This window comes from Geothrix fermentans DSM 14018 (assembly GCF_000428885.1).
In the GTDB taxonomy this organism is placed as follows: Bacteria; Acidobacteriota; Holophagae; order Holophagales; family Holophagaceae; genus Geothrix; species Geothrix fermentans.
Genome location: NZ_AUAU01000011.1, coordinates 70,514 through 84,632, shown reverse-complemented (window position 1 = coordinate 84,632; position 14,119 = coordinate 70,514). Strand labels below are relative to the sequence as shown.

General features: G+C 69.1%; 11 protein-coding genes. 7 read left to right on the top strand and 4 right to left on the bottom strand.

All coding sequences use genetic code 11. The annotated features are described in order from the left end of the window. Positions 1-8: 8 nt before the first annotated feature. The 5 genes from G398_RS19360 (at position 9) to G398_RS0105315 (ending at position 4,093) form a co-directional block, all read left to right on the top strand. Positions 9-1,067, top strand: coding sequence for a peptidylprolyl isomerase (locus G398_RS19360; RefSeq protein ID WP_052571502.1), 1,059 nt, complete (start codon positions 9-11; stop codon positions 1,065-1,067). Further along, positions 1,064-2,047, top strand: a complete 984-nt coding sequence (locus G398_RS0105330; RefSeq protein ID WP_026852829.1) for a peptidylprolyl isomerase — start codon at positions 1,064-1,066, stop codon at positions 2,045-2,047. Before G398_RS19360 ends, G398_RS0105330 begins: the two co-directional genes overlap by 4 nt. A 4-nt stretch (positions 2,048-2,051) precedes the next feature. After that, positions 2,052-2,375 carry an RNA-binding S4 domain-containing protein gene (locus G398_RS16435; RefSeq protein ID WP_052571500.1) on the top strand — a complete coding sequence of 108 codons (324 nt, stop codon included), beginning with the start codon at positions 2,052-2,054 and terminating at the stop codon, positions 2,373-2,375. A 51-nt stretch (positions 2,376-2,426) separates the two neighbouring features. After that, positions 2,427-3,413: a 3'-5' exoribonuclease YhaM family protein gene (locus tag G398_RS16430; protein WP_052571498.1), complete on the top strand. Its 987-nt coding sequence runs from the start codon at positions 2,427-2,429 to the stop codon at positions 3,411-3,413. A 191-nt stretch (positions 3,414-3,604) separates the two neighbouring features. Next, positions 3,605-4,093, top strand: a complete 489-nt coding sequence (locus G398_RS0105315) for a hypothetical protein (RefSeq protein ID WP_026852828.1) — start codon at positions 3,605-3,607, stop codon at positions 4,091-4,093. A gap of 182 nt (positions 4,094-4,275) precedes the next feature. Here the strand turns inward: G398_RS0105315 and G398_RS0105310 are convergent, their stop codons facing one another. Next, positions 4,276-5,643, bottom strand: a complete 1,368-nt coding sequence (locus tag G398_RS0105310; RefSeq protein ID WP_026852827.1) for a tetratricopeptide repeat protein — start codon at positions 5,641-5,643, stop codon at positions 4,276-4,278. Positions 5,644-5,799: 156 nt separating this feature from the next. After that, positions 5,800-7,665, bottom strand: a complete 1,866-nt coding sequence (locus tag G398_RS20665; RefSeq protein WP_157492288.1) for a uracil-DNA glycosylase family protein — start codon at positions 7,663-7,665, stop codon at positions 5,800-5,802. Between the two features lie 62 nt (positions 7,666-7,727). Here G398_RS20665 and G398_RS16420 point away from each other — a divergent pair, with 62 nt between their 5' ends. Both G398_RS16420 and G398_RS0105290 read left to right on the top strand, forming a co-directional pair. Beyond that, a complete protein-coding gene (locus tag G398_RS16420; protein WP_043483750.1) occupies positions 7,728-8,243 on the top strand; it encodes an RNA polymerase sigma factor in 516 nt (171 codons plus the stop codon). Next, positions 8,230-8,748 carry a hypothetical protein gene (locus G398_RS0105290; protein WP_026852826.1) on the top strand — a complete coding sequence of 173 codons (519 nt, stop codon included), beginning with the start codon at positions 8,230-8,232 and terminating at the stop codon, positions 8,746-8,748. The genes G398_RS16420 and G398_RS0105290 overlap by 14 nt, the downstream gene beginning before the upstream one ends. Before the next feature lie 56 nt (positions 8,749-8,804). On the opposite strand, the gene G398_RS0105285 is transcribed toward G398_RS0105290, so the two are convergent. Both G398_RS0105285 and G398_RS19355 read right to left on the bottom strand, forming a co-directional pair. Beyond that, on the bottom strand, positions 8,805-10,715 hold the full coding sequence (locus tag G398_RS0105285; RefSeq protein ID WP_026852825.1) for a helicase-associated domain-containing protein: 1,911 nt from the start codon (positions 10,713-10,715) through the stop codon (positions 8,805-8,807). Between the two features lie 104 nt (positions 10,716-10,819). Beyond that, the gene (locus G398_RS19355; protein ID WP_052571496.1) at positions 10,820-14,023 is read right to left on the bottom strand and encodes an IPT/TIG domain-containing protein; all 3,204 of its coding nucleotides are present in this window, start codon (positions 14,021-14,023) and stop codon (positions 10,820-10,822) included. Positions 14,024-14,119 lie beyond the last annotated feature (96 nt).

The following is a 14,119-nucleotide window of genomic DNA, read 5'->3' as shown; positions in this document are numbered from 1 at the left end:
GGATCCACATGCTCCGTGCCTCCCTGATCTCCCTGATCGCCCTCGGTGTCGTCGCGCAGGAGCCCCCCAAGGCGCCCGCGGCCCCGGCGCCTGCTGCGCAGGTCCCCGCCCCGGCCCAGCCCGCGGCCCCCAAGCCCGAGGACGTCCTCCTGGCCAAGGTGGGCGGCGAGCCCATCACCGAGGCCGACTTCCAGGCCGCCTTCCGCCTGCTGGGCCAGCAGGAGCAGATGCAGATCCTCATGGTCCAGGGGGGCAAGGAGGAGTTCGTCAAGCGCATGGCCGAGAGCAAGCTCCTGGCGGTGAAGGCCCAGCGCATGGGCCTGGACAAGACCCCCGCCTTCCAGCGGGCCCTGGACCGCACCAAGGACGACCTGCTGGCCCGCGAGTTCCTGGCCAAGGAGGGCGAGGCCCTCCAGAAGCGGCTGATGGTCTCCGAGGACGACGTGAAGGCCTTCTACGAGAAGAACAAGGACCGCTTCAAGCAGCCGGAGCTGGCCACCGTGCGCCACATCCTGGTCTCCGTGAAGCGCGAGGGGGAGGAGAAGGGGCTCAGCGACGCCGAGGCCAAGGCCAAGGTGGCGAAGATCCAGGCCGAGCTGAAGAAGGGTGCCAAGTTCGAAGCCCTGGCGAAGAAGTACAGCGACGATCCTGGCAGCAAGGAGAACGGCGGCCTCTACGAGGATGCCGACCCCTCCACCTGGGTGCCCGAGTTCGGCGCCGCCGCCCGCACCCAGCCCATCGGCAAGGTGGGGGCCCCGGTGAAGACCCAGTACGGCTACCACCTGATGAAGGTCGAGAGCCGCAAGGCCGCCCGCCAGGTGCCTTTCGAGGAGGCCAAGCAGGTCGCCGAGCAGGGGGCTCAGCGCGAGCGCCAGGCCGTCGTCTGGAACGAGCTGATGACCGATCTCCGCAAGGAGATCCCCTTCGAGCTGACCAAGCCTTCGCCCACGGACAAGCCAGAGTCCAAGCCTGCGCCCAAGGCTGAACCCAAGGCTGAACCCAAGGCTGAACCCAAGGCTGAACCCAAGGCCGAGCCCAAGGCTGACGCCAAGGGAGGTGCCCAGTGAGGGCGCTGGCCCCCGTCCTGGCCCTGGCGCTCCTGGCGCCCGCGGGCCTCCGCGCCGAGGTGCGCGAGGAGATCCTCGTCATCGTCAACAGCCACATCATCACCCGCCGCGACCTGACCCAGGCCGTGGAGCAGCAGCACGCGGCCCTCTACCGCCAGTTCTCCGGCAAGGAGCTGGACGAGAAGCTCAAGGAGGCCCGGGAGAAGACGCTGCAGGGCATGGTGGACGCCTACCTGCTGGAGGACAAGGGCGCCGAGCTGGGCTCGCCTGTCACGGACGAGTACGTGCGGTCCAGCATCGACGGCATCAAGAAGGAGAACAACTTCGCCACGGACGCGGACCTGGAGCGGGCCCTGCGCGGCAGCCTGGGCATCGGCCTCCCCGAGTTCATGAAGCGCCAGAAGCAGCAGGCCACCCAGCAGTTCGTGCTCCAGCGCGAGGTGTTCTCCAAGGTGGCCGTGGAGGACAACGAGCTGCGCGCCTACTACGAGGACCACAAGGAGGAGTACCGCCTCCCCTTCCGCTTCCGCATCCGCGAGCTGGTGCTGGCCAAGGGCGCCACGCCCGAGGAGCAGGCCGAGGCCCGGAAGAAGCTGGATGCCATCCAGGCCGAGCTCAAGGCCGGCAAGTCCTTCGAGGAGCTGGCCCGGCAGTACTCCACCAGCCCCAGCAAGGCCACGGGCGGCGACCTGGGCTGGATGAACAAGGGCTTCCTGCGCGCCAGCATCGAGGACGCTGCCGTGAAGCTCAAGCCCGACCAGGTCTCGGCCCCCATCGAGACGGACAAGGACTTCTACCTCATCCAGCTCATCTCCCTGGAGGACGCGCCGGTCAAGGATTTCAGCGAGGTGAAGGCCAAGATCCTGGAGAAGCTCCAGGAACCCAAAGCCCAGAATGCCATCGAGCAGTACCTCTCCGGCCTGCGGATGCGGGCCAACATCCGCTACCTGGTGCCCAAAGAGACGATCCTCAAAGGCTGATGCGGTGAGACTCGACGCGTTCCTCAAGAAGAGCCTGCTCATCAAGCGGCGCGAGCTGGCCAACCAGCTCTGCGACGAGGGGATGGTGCGCGTGAACGGCGTGCCGCGGAAGGCGAGCCACGACCTGAAGGTCCAGGACGAGATCGAGTTCCCCCTCTACAACCGGGTGCTGAAGGTGCGGGTGCTCAGCCTCCCCGAGGGCAACGTGAAGAAGGCCGACCAGTGGTCGCTCTTCGAGGTGCTGGAGGACAAGCGCCTCCCCCTGGACCTGGGCTATGGCGACGAGGATCCCTTCGCGGCGCCGTCCAAGCCCCCCCGCAATCATTGACAGCCGCTGTCGCATCGCCCGCCCCAGGCTGATGGGACGCAGGGAGCCTCCATGTCCGACCAGCCCCTCCTCCGGAACCTGAAGGAAGGCGGCGCCTTCCAGGGCTTCCTCCTGGCCCAGGAGGCGGCCTACAAGGTCAGCGCCAAGGGCAGCGAGTACCTGGAGCTGAAGCTGTCGGACGCCTCCGGCGACCTCAAGGCCTTCCTCTGGGACGTGCGGGCCATCGAGGGGGACCTGGACGCCGTCCGGGCGGATGCCTTCCTCTGGGTGAAGGGCTCCGTCACCAGCTACAACGGGCGCCTCCAGATGAAGCTGGACAAGGTGCGCTTCGCGGCGGACGCCGAGGTGGGCGACCTCTCCCGGTTCTTCCCCGTGAGCGTCCGGCCCGTGGCGGAGATGCTGGCGGAGCTGGACGGGCTCGTCGCCTCCGTGGAGGATCCCTGGATCCGCCGCCTGCTGGAGTCCCTGTTCCTGGAGGATGCGGACCTGCGCGCGGCCTTCGCCCAGGCGCCGGCGGCCAAGTCCATGCACCACGTCTACCTGGGGGGACTGCTGGAGCACACCCTGTCCGTGGCGGGCATGGCGGACCGGGCCTGCGGGCACTACGGGGACCTGAACCGCGACCTGGTGCTGGCGGGGGTCTTCCTGCACGACGTGGGCAAGACCGCCGAGCTGAGCTACCAGCGCAGCTTCGGCTACACGGACGCCGGCAACCTCCTGGGCCACATCGCCCTGGAGGCCGACCGGGTCAACCGCGCAGTGGGCAAGATCCCCGGATTCCCGGAGGAGCTCCGCCTGCAGATCCTGCACATCGTCCTCAGCCACCACGGCCGGCTGGAGTTCGGATCCCCGGTGCTGCCCAAGACCCCCGAGGCCCTGCTGGTCCACTACCTGGACGACCTGGACGGCAAGCTGGAGGTGATGTTCCGGGCGGTGAAGGATGAGTCGGACAGCGGATCCTGGAGCCCCTACAGCCGCGCCCTGGACCGCTCGATCTACCGCCGGCGCTGGCCCCGGAGCGGCGCTGTCCAAAAGTGAACAATATGAAAGACGGCATGGCCACTTGTGGTCATGTTTAAGGGGATTCTGCTTCATCTGGGCAGGTCCGGCTCGGCAGAAGAGGGAAAGAAGTCCTGATAATTCAGGCGATGTGCCAAACGTGCCCTGAGGGAGTCGCTCTGGCACGCCTCTGGCCCTTAGGGGGGTGTCCCACCCTTCCGAGGTGCACCATGAAACTCTCCCGCAAGGCCAAGCGCTACGACGACTCCTCCGTACTCCCCGGCGAGTTCCAGGGCTTCGAGCCCTTCCACCGGGCGGATGCGGAGCGGGACAGCACCCTGGAAGGCTTCCTCCGGCGCGGGGATGGCGGCGTACAGCTGGGCGAGGTGGTCCTGGAGTGCCACGCCCCCAAGCGGCTCAGCTTCGCCAAGCTCAAGACCAAGGCTGAGATGCTCTCCGAGAAGGTGAACTACCTGAAGGAGCGCCTGGAGATCGTGGACCACGACCGCCGGGGGATGTACATCCAGCTCCGCAGCCTCCCCCCCTACAAGGACGACACCCAGATCCAGTTCAACGAGATCAGCCTGGGCAAGAACAAGGTGGTGGTGAAGCGCATCGCCTTCTTCCGCAAGGAGGAAGTGAAGCAGCAGGTGCCCCTCAACCTCACCGAGCTGGAGCTGAAACGGCTCCTGTTCGATATTCGACAGGCGATCGCCTAGGGGCTATCAGCTGTCAGCTCTCAGCTTTCAGCTAAAGCAGCGGGGGCGCCATTTGGCGCCCCCGTTCACTGACAGCTGACAGCTGATGGCTGAGAGCCAATCGCATTGGTCAACCTGGGTGTGATGCTCTGCTGGACGGGTGCCGGCTCGGAACGCGGCACTGCCGCGTCCCTCGCCACCCGTCACAGCATCGCCATCCAACTCCCCGACTCCGCCCCCCGGATGGGTCCATCCGGCAGGTCACTCTCCTTGAAGAGGAAGTGGCTGCTGTTCCAGCTGCCGCAGCTGTCGCAGCGGTCCGTGTAGTCCTGGCTCTTGTGGCCGCAGACAGCGCACTCGAAGCGGAGCTTGAGGACGCCCAGGTTGCGGAGCAGCTGGCGGTACTCGTTGAGGGCCGCGTCCAGGCGGCCGCGGCGGCTGTGGATCTTGGCCATGAAGAAGAACAGGATGGGGCTGTAGACCACCTGGGCGCGCACCTCCTGGAACAGGTCCAGGGCCTCGTCCAGGATCTCCAGGCGGTAGAGCATCTTGCCCAGGAAGAACTTGGCGGTGGTGGCGTGCTTGGAGGTGGCGGCCACGCGGCGCATGAGGGCCAGCCCGTCCTCAGGGCGGCCCAGCTGGATGAAGTAGTCCTCGATCTCCTGGAGGAAGGTGCCCTCGCCGGTCTTGCGGAAGCCCTCCAGCCAGATCTCCAGGCCCTGGGCCTCCTGGTCCTGGAGGATCATGCAGCGGCCCAGGCTGAGGTAGGCGGGCACGAAGTCCAGCTCGTCCTTGATGACCTGCTGGAAGATCTGGGCGGCATCCTTGAACTGGTCCGCTTCCACCTTGGCGATGCCCACCTGGTAGGCCAGGGCCGCGCCCTGGGCTTTCTCGCCCTGGGTGAGCTCCGCGGCGAAGAGGCTCTGCAGCTTCTTGTGGGCCTCGAGGGCCTCCTCCCAGCGCTGGGCGTCCACATGGATGGCCCGCAGGCGCCGCCAGGCGCGGAGGGCCTTCTTGGGGTGGGCGGCGGCCAGCTTGGCCAGCACCGCGGCGGAAGCCTCGGGGTTGCGCGCGGCCACGAGGGCCTCGGCCAGCTGGTAGGCGGCCTCCACCAGCTCCGGCTCGTCGTCGCACAGGGCCTGGAAGAGCTTCACCGCCTCGTCGGGGCTACCGGTCTTCACGAGGACCTCGCCCATGAGCATGCGGGCGGGCACGTGCTCCTTGCGCTGGTCGAGGATGCTCTCCAGGATCTCCTTGGCTTCCCGGGGCAGGCCATGGGCCACGAGGTCGCGGGCGTCCTGCATGCGCTCGGAGATCCGCTTCACCAGCCGCGTGTCGGCGGAGGCATTCAGCCCCTTCACCAGGCGGACCAGCTCCATGATGCCGGTGTAGAGGACGTTCAGCAGGAAGCCCAGGAGGAAGGCCAGGAGGATGACGCTCTGGATCTTGATGTCCTCGCCGAAGATGACGACTTCGCGCACCAGCAGGTCGTGGTTGGTCAGGTACAGGTTGCCCAGCACGAAGAGCACGAAGGCCAGGAGCACGAAGAAAAAGACGTTCACAAGACGCATGGGCCGACCTCGAAAGCTGGGCCTAGCATGACACAGGTGGGGATGGGCTCTCAGCTATCGGCTGTCAGCTGTCAGCGCGGTCGACCCACTCTTTCGCTGCCTTCTTCGCCCTGCGGGCTCAGACCTCTCCCGTTCAGGGGTTGGCGAACCGGATGGCTACGCTCCTGCGGCCTTGTCGACCCACTCTTTCGCCGCCTTCAGGTCCTCCCACACGGCGCGGCGGACGTCCTGGGTGTACTGGCGCAGCACGTAGGCGGGGTGGAAGGTGGGCATGACGGGGATCTCGCGGCCGCCCACCGTCACGCGCTTCCACTGGCCGCGCACGCGCGTGATGCCCTCGCTGACGCCCACCAGCTCACGCAGGGGGGTGGCGCCCAGGGTGACGATGACGGCGGGCCGGATCAGCTCGATCTGGCGGCGCACATAGCCCAGGCAGGCCCGGGCCTCGTCGGGGGTGGGGGTCCGGTTGTCGGGGGGGCGGCAATTGTGGACCACGCCCGCGGAGGTCACGAAGTTCTGGGTTTCCTCAACGTCCAGGCAGAACACGCTGCGGTCCGTGCCCCTGAAGGCCTCCCGGTCCACCCGGACCGGAGTGAAGGCCGTGGAAACGGGGCCCGCCGTGTAGCGATCCGGTTCAAAAGGACAGGTTGCCTCCACGTGCGGATGGAGCTTGTGGCGCATCCCCGGCGGAACGAAGGGGGCGATCAGGGCCGACAGGCCCAGGGTGGCCTCGACTCCGAAGTGGATCCGGCCCGGGTGGGCGGGGCGCTGGTAGGCTTCCACCCCACAGTCTTCGGCCAGGCGGATGATGAGCCGCTCCCGGTCCTCCTGGGTGAAGCCGTGGGCTGCGATCTCCGCCAGGGGCGCCTTTCCGGGGCGCACCCGAAGGTGCCCGTCGTCCAGGAACCAGACCGCCAGGGCCATGGGTGAGAGGCGGAAGGAAGCCGGGATCCGCTTCCGGCCTTCGGGGTACCAGCGTTTCCTGACGTCCTGAAGGGCCCGGGCGGCCAAGGTCCGAAGGCGGATGGTGGGGTGGGCCTTGCCTGCTGCACGGCTGGATCCCGACTGGATCACGGGGGCGAGTTCCTCCAGGGCCCGGCCCTTCCAGCGGGCCCAGGATTCCTGTCCAGCCGCGTGGACGATGGAGAGGTGGGCACTGCGCGCATCGAGGTGTCCATCACCCAACAGGGCTCCTTCCAGCACCTGGACAGCCGCCTCCGACAAGCCGAACCCGGCGGCGATCGTGTCCTGGTCCGTCAAGTCCTCGGCCTGGACCCATCCGCGGGGCGTGAGCACCTCATGGTCGTGGGTCAGCCAGGTGGTGGCGAGCCCTCCTCCCTTGACTCTGACTTCCGGAAGCCAGAGCCGGAGCATGCGGCGCTCGCCGAGGGGGGTCCGGTGCCATCCGGTGACCCTCCGAGGGACGAGGTGTCCCTCGGCGTCCACGGACATCACCCGACCGGAGTACCGCTGGGTTACGAGCCGCCCGATCCGCTCCCATCGCCCGTCTTCCAGGAGGACCTGGGCGTTGTACCTCAGACACTTCACCACATTCGCGATGTAGGTCTCCTCCCGCTTCAGGCCGATGGCGCCGATCATCTTGTCCAGCAGCTCGCCAGCCTTGCCCACGAAGGGGCGGCCCTGCTGGTCCTCGTCCCGGCCCGGGCCCTCGCCCACGAACATGAGCCGGGCCCCGGGATCCCCCTCCCCGAACACGAACTTCAGGCGGCCGGGGCCCAGGGGGCAGGCCAGGCAGCCCCGGATGGCCTGTTCCAGATCGGACAGGGTGGCGGCGGCGGCCACGGCCTCCGGCGGCGGGCAGCCCACGGGGTCCGAGGGGGGGAGGTAGGCTGCGGCGGCCGGCCGGGGCTGGGGGGCCGGCCGCGCCGGGGCGGGCCGGGCTGCCGGGCGGGCGGGCACCGGTTCCGGGACAGGCGCCTGGGCGGCCACCGGCTCGCGGACGAGGCCCATCACCCCCAGTTCCTCCAGGGTGTCGCGCCAAGCTTGAAGCGGCGAATCCATAGCTTCCAGCCTAGCCGGAACCTCGCCCCCGGTTCGGGCATCCTAGGTTGTCGGAGCCCCGCATGGAGCAGTCCCCCCAGGAAACCCCGTTCGGCAGCGAGGAGGCCTTTCACGGAGCCTTCGCGGAGCTCTATCCCCGGCTGGTGAGCTATGCCCGCCGCTATGGGGCCACCTTCCCGGAAGACATTGCCCAGGAGGCCTTCGTCATCCTCATGCAGCGGGATGTGCGGGTGGAGCACCCCACCGCCTTCCTCTACGGCACCGTCCGCACCCTGTCCCTCACCGAGCGCCGCCCCATGAAGAACCAGAACCTCAGCCTCGAAGCCGTCTCCGAGCCCGGCTTGGCCGGAGGAGCCGACGACCAGGTGCTGAACCAGGAGGTCCGGGAGCGCATGCGGCTGCTGTCGCCCACCTTCCGCGAGGCCCTCTGGCTCTTCGTGGTGGAGGGGCTGTCCATCCGGGAGATCGCGGACATCCTCGGCATTCCCGAGGCCACCGTGAAGACCCGCATCCACCGGGCCAAGGCCCAGCTCAAAGATCAGCTCAATCCCTCTGGAGGCGTGCATGTCCTGGTCTGATCCCGCCCGGCGTTTCGAACCCGCCGAGGATGTCCAGTTGCGGGCGGAGCTCCGCGACCTCCTGGGCCTCGGGCCCGTGGCCGTCGCCAGCACCCCCGCCGCCCCCAGCGCCGAGCTGGCCGCCCTGGCGGACGACCTGCGCCGGGAGGCCCAGCGGCGCCGCCGCACCGAGCGCAAGCGGCCCACCTGGGGCCTGCTGGCCGCCGCGGCCCTGCCCCTGCTGGCGGCCCTGGCCGGCCTGGGCACCTGGGGCTTCCAGCAGAAGCACCGGGCCGACGGGCTGGCCCTCCAGGCCCAGCGCCAGGAGCAGGAGCTCACCCGCATGGCCGCCGCTCACGCCGCCGAAGTGGCCCAGGAGCGCCAGGCGAAGGAAGAAGCCCAGCAGCAGCTTCAGTTGGCCTCGAAGCAGGGGGGGCGGAAGGCCGAGCCCTACTTGGTCATTCCCGTGGAGAAGCCCCTGAAGTTCCAGGGTGACGACTACCAGCGGGTGAAGGGGAAGCCCTAGTCCAGGATCCGTTCAACCCGGGGGGGTGGAGGAGGGGCCGCGGAAGCGGCCCTTTCTCATCCCGCCTGGCTGTGATTCGCGGGCGTCCAGCCGCGCTCGTTGAGGAGCTTCACGCCCTGGATGCGGGTGAGCCGGAAGGCCATCTCCTCCTGGTGGAGGTGGCAGAAGGCCAGCAGGTGGTCCTCCTGGATGGTGCGGGGCGAGACGCGGCGCAGCTGGGTGCGGTGGGCGGCCGGGGGCAGGTAGGTGAGCTCCACCATGAGCGTGTGGCCGGCGGCGTATTCCAGAATGCGCTGCACCTCCTCGGCCAGCTGGTCCTCGCCGCCCAGGTGGAGCATGGGGATGCGCCGCTGGACCTCCTGGTAGAGGGCCGGGTCCTCGTCGTGGAGCTTCTGGAGGGCGGATCGCACCATCTGCTGCACGGGCTCCAGGTGGTGGTTCATGCCCTTCTCGTCCACGAAGGCCAGGGCCGCCAGGGCCCACAGGTAGAACTTCTCGTCCGAGTCCACGCTCAGGGCCAGGAAGCGGCCGGGCTTGGGCATGAAGCCGGCCTGCTTGAGCAGGGCATGGGCGTTGCCGTCGCCGCGCACCTCGAGGACCGTGTCCGAGAGTGAGGCCAGCTTCAGGGGCGCCAGCTCGGGACGCAGCTTCAGCTCATCCGCCAGGTGGCTCGTGCGGGCGCGCACGAGGCGCACGCCCTGGTGCACCTCCACCTCGCCCACGCGGCGCGAGAGGTCCTCCAGCAGCTGGAGCAGGGGCTGGGGCAGGGTCTGGGTGGAGGCCCCCAGGCGGCGGCCCAGCTCCTCCAGGGGCACGCCCGCATCCAGGGCGCGCACCAGGGTGGCGTGGGCCACGCGGAAGGTGCCCATGGCGTCCAGGGCCTCCACGTCCGCCAGCTGGGCCAGCTGGAGCAGGCGATGGGGATTCTGGAGCAGGGGCGTCAGCAGCTCCAGCGTGGGCTGGAGGATCATGGGCTGGTCCAGCTCCAGCGGCTGCCAGTGGGCGGCGGTGCCCTTCAGGTCGCGCAGCAGGTACTCGTGGGCCAGGGCCTCGCCGTGCTCTGTGAGCTTGAGATGCGCGAAGCCCTCGTCGCCCTGGATGATGCCCATGCGCCCCAGGAAGGGCAGGAACACCGTGCGGGTGCGCTCCTCGTCCAGGGGATGGAGGGTCTTGAGAAAGGCGAGGAAGGGCTGGACGGCCAGGGCCTGGCCCCGGCGCTCCAGCAGGTGCTGCATGAGGAAGTGCCGGTCCTCGGCGGGTGGCATGCCCCAGGCTTTGAGGTCGTGCTCCAGCAGGCTGGCGAAGGCGCGCTCCGCCACCCAGCGGGGGGGATGGCTCGTGACCGCGGGCAGCAGCGTCTCCACGCGGCCCTCGCGGCTCCACAGCAGGCCCAGGCGGTGCAGCAGGGTGAAGAGCAACGTGGCGTCCTGCTCCTCCTGGAGCATGGCGTTGCGCTGCATGAGCTGGCCCAGCTCCTTCTTGGCGGGCAGGCCGCCCTTGAGCACCCGCAGGCCCGCCACGCAGCGGAGCAGCACGCTCGTGAGCGCCAGGGAGAAGCGGAAGGGCTCGGCGGGCCGCAGCTTCACGGCCTCCGGCGCCTGGAAGTTCAGGGCCCCGTCGTCGAAGTCGTCCAGGGCGTCGGCCACGCGCTCGGCCACGGCCCAGCCATCGCTGTCCGGGAAGATCAGCCCCAGGGCGCGCAGGGCCTCGATGACCGGCGGCGGCGGCAGCGTGCCTTCGCCCGCGAGGTGCTTGAGGGCCACCAGGGAGGCGCTGTCCAGATCCGCCAGGGTGTCCGACAGCCGCTTGTGGTCCTCCAGGTGGAAGACCATGGTCTTGAGCAGGCGCACGCGGCCCTCGGCCTCGTCCTCCCAGCGGAGGGGGATGGGCAGGCGGCGCCGCTCACAGATGGTCCTGAGCTGCTCATCCGAGCAGTTCGACAGGAGCTGGTAGTGGGTGAGCGCCATGGACACCTGGGTACAGATGATCCTCCAGTGTCCCACGGAACCCCGGAACGCTCACGCGGAAAAAACGACCGCTGCGCTGGATGGTTCTACCTGCGCGGGCGCGCCTATTCGGGGGCCTTGAGGCGCAGGGTCCGTCCTCCGCCGCCGTCGCCGAAGGCGAGTTCGAACCGCCTCGCTCTGGCCGTGAAGGCCTGACGGCCGCCGGAGAGGATGGCGAGGACCTCCCCGGAATCGGCGTCGCGCACCAGGACGGCGGGGTGGACCGAGACATCCCAGGTGAGCTGGACCTTCCCGTTCTGCAGGCGCTGGACCTCAGGAGGCGCGGCCTCCGCGGCCGAGCCGCGGAGGCTCGCGACCGGCCGGCCCGCCCGGAGCATCCGCAGTCCGGTGACGGCGTCCAGGACGGCGGCTTCGAGGGGCAGCGCCATCACGAAATGGCGCTCCCGGCCCTTGGGCCAGCAGCCCAGGTCCATGAGCGCGACGGGCGTGCTGAAGACGGTGAGGTTCTTCTGGTCCACGCCTTCCAGCGTGTAGTCCCCCGGCTCCGGCGCGGAGGTGGGCAGCGACCGGGTGCGGAAGGACGGGAGCAGTTCCACCTGGCCGTCCGCATGGACGATCCCGCGGACGATCAGGCACTCCCGGGCCGTGGACTGGTCCTGGGGGAGCGGGGCATCCTCATCCGTCACCTTGATGAGACCCGTGGGCCCGCTCCGGAAATCGAGGATCTTCTTGTAGACGTAGTCGCTCACCCAGTTGGGGGAGCAGTAGCCCATGATGTCCTTGTCCGTGGCTGGCGATTTCAGCTGGCCGGTGGTGGTGTCGTAGCCCCAGACGCCGATGCTGCCGCCGGGGTAGGGATAGGCCGGATCGGGGCTGGCTGCGGTGCCGCAGGGGCTGTGCGGGCGGCCCATGTTGTGGCCGGTCTCGTGGGCGAACACCTCGGGGAAGTTGCCTCCGTCCTGATAGCCGGTCTTGTCCCATCCGATGGCGGTGCGGTAATGGAAGGGGCTGCTCGCGTAGGGCGCCCACCCCACGCCGGCGACGCCCGAACTGTAGGGGACGTTCATGGCGCCGAAATAGTAGCGTCCGCTGGCGCCATCGGCCAGGTGCTTGGCCGTGAGCTCGTTCAGGAGGGTGTCCCAGCCGGTGCCGTCAGTCTTGAGAGTCACGGAGGAGGTGAAGGTGGCGCCCACGGCCACCTCGGTGCTGGCCACGGGGAACATCTTCGCGAGGCGGGCGACCCAGGCGCCCTTGTTGGCCTCGGTGATGTTGCCGGTGCCGTTGGCCAGCGCCACCGGGAAGATGGTGGTCCGGAAGACGGGAACGGCGATCCCGCTGTAGCTTCGCACCAGCGTGTTGTTGGACTTGTCGGCCTCGGGGATGCCGCCGGCCGGGTCCACCTCGGCGCTGACCAGGTAGACCCCGTTGAGCCCCATGGTGAGGTCCGTTCCGGGAACGGCCAGGTTCCAGCTGGAGGCGAGGCTGGACTCGTCCAGCGAGGTGGGGACGTTGGACCGCGCGGGTGCGACGATCTTCGGATAGCCCGGGACGGCCACCGCGTTCTGGTCCATGAGCGTGATCTTCACGGAGGGAGTGGCGGCATTGGCCTGGTTGGCCAGCACGAAGACCCGGATGAAGGCGTCCTTTCCGGCCACGAGGGGCACGGACCCGTTCAGATCCTGGGTGCTCTGGGTGACCTGCACGTTTTCCACGTGGAGATCGAGGGTGGTGCCGGCGGTGTTGACCGTGAAGGGCCGGGTGGCCGATCCGCCGGGCGTGCTGATGACCAGGTTGCCGCTCGTGGCCCCCGCGGGCACGGTGAAGGTGATCCGGGAGGGGCTGAGGGTGGCGGGCGTGATGCCCAGTCCGTTCAGGGTCAGGGTGGTGGCCGGATAGCCCAGGTAGCTGCCCGTGATGACCACGGGGGTTCCCACCGGCCCCTGGGTCGGGTTCACGCCGGTGACGACGGGCACGCCGTAGATCACGGAGAAGGGCTGGGCGGAGGTGCCCGTGCCCATGGCGTTGGTGATCTGGATGGGAGCGCTTCCGACCGACGCGCTGGCGGGGACCGCGGCGGCCAGGCTCGTCCCGTCCGTGAGGGTCGGGGTCACGATGGCGCCTCCGATGGCCACGCCGGTCACGCCGAAGAAGTTTCCGCCGGAGATCTGGAGGGTCGTCTCCCCCGCGACGCCGGAACTGGGCGTGAAGCTGGTGATGAGGGGCGCCAGATCGCCCGCGGGCGCCTGGATGTTGGCCAGGACATCGTCCAGGAGGAAGCTGGTGGCCCTCTGGGCATCCTCCACGCTCTTGAACGAGAGGCGGACCACGCGGCCCCGGTACGGCCGCAGGTCCACGGAGCGCGCCTTGTAGTCCGAGGCGTCCAGGTTGGTCAGCGTGAGCAAGGTTCCGAGGGAGGCGCCGCTGGTGTCCAGCGCTTCGATGAGGACGGAGTCCCTGGCGCCGCCCGAGGCTGGCTCCGCGGTGACGATCTTCATGTAGAACGTGGCCGTGGCGCTCGTGGCCGTCGCCGGAACGTAGAGGTCCTGGGTGATCTGGTCCGATTGCGTGGACCCGTATCCACCCAGCCAGGAGAACTGGGTCCCGCCGTGCGGCACCACCTCCGGCTGGGTGCCGGAGGCGCCCTGGATGGTGCCGACGTCCCCTCTCCAGATGATGGGCGAGGTCTGCTCGAAGCCGGTGTTCAGCAGCACCTGCGCCGAGGTGGCCACGGTGTAGGTCGTGGCGGAGGTCGCGATGCCGCCGGGGGTGGTCACGGCCAGGGTGCCCGCCGTCAGCCCCGAGGGCGCCGTGGCCTGGAGGCTCGTGTCGCTGAGGACCGTGAACGAGGCCGCGTCGAGACCGTTGAACTGCACCCGGGTGGTTCCCACGAAGTGCGTGCCCGTCAGCGTCACCGTGGCTCCGGCCTGGAGGCTGGCCGGAGCGAAGGAGGTGAGGGTCGGGACCTGGAACGGGTCGACGGTGAAGGCGGGCGAGGTGGCGGAGCCCGCGGTGGTGGTGACCCGGACGGGGCCCGTGGTCGCGCCGCCCGGCACCACGGCGTCGATCTCGGAGGCGCTCACGACCTGGTAGGAGAACGCGGGGCTTCCGTTGAACGAGACGGCCGAGGCGCCCAGGAGGTTCGTCCCCGTGAGGACCACCGCGGTCCCCGGACTCCCGTGGCCGGGATTCACGGCGCTGATGGCCGGGCCCACGGGGGCCGGCGGGGTGGAACCGCCCCCGCCGCCCCCGCAGGCCAGGAACGCGGCCAGGGCCACGAAGGGGAGGCATCGGGTCGGGAAGGCGTGCATGGCGGCTCCTGGGCCGGAATCCGTGGATCCGGTCTAGGGATCTGGACGGGCCGGCATCTGGGGATTGCTTCGCCTATTGATGCATGAAGCGTCCCC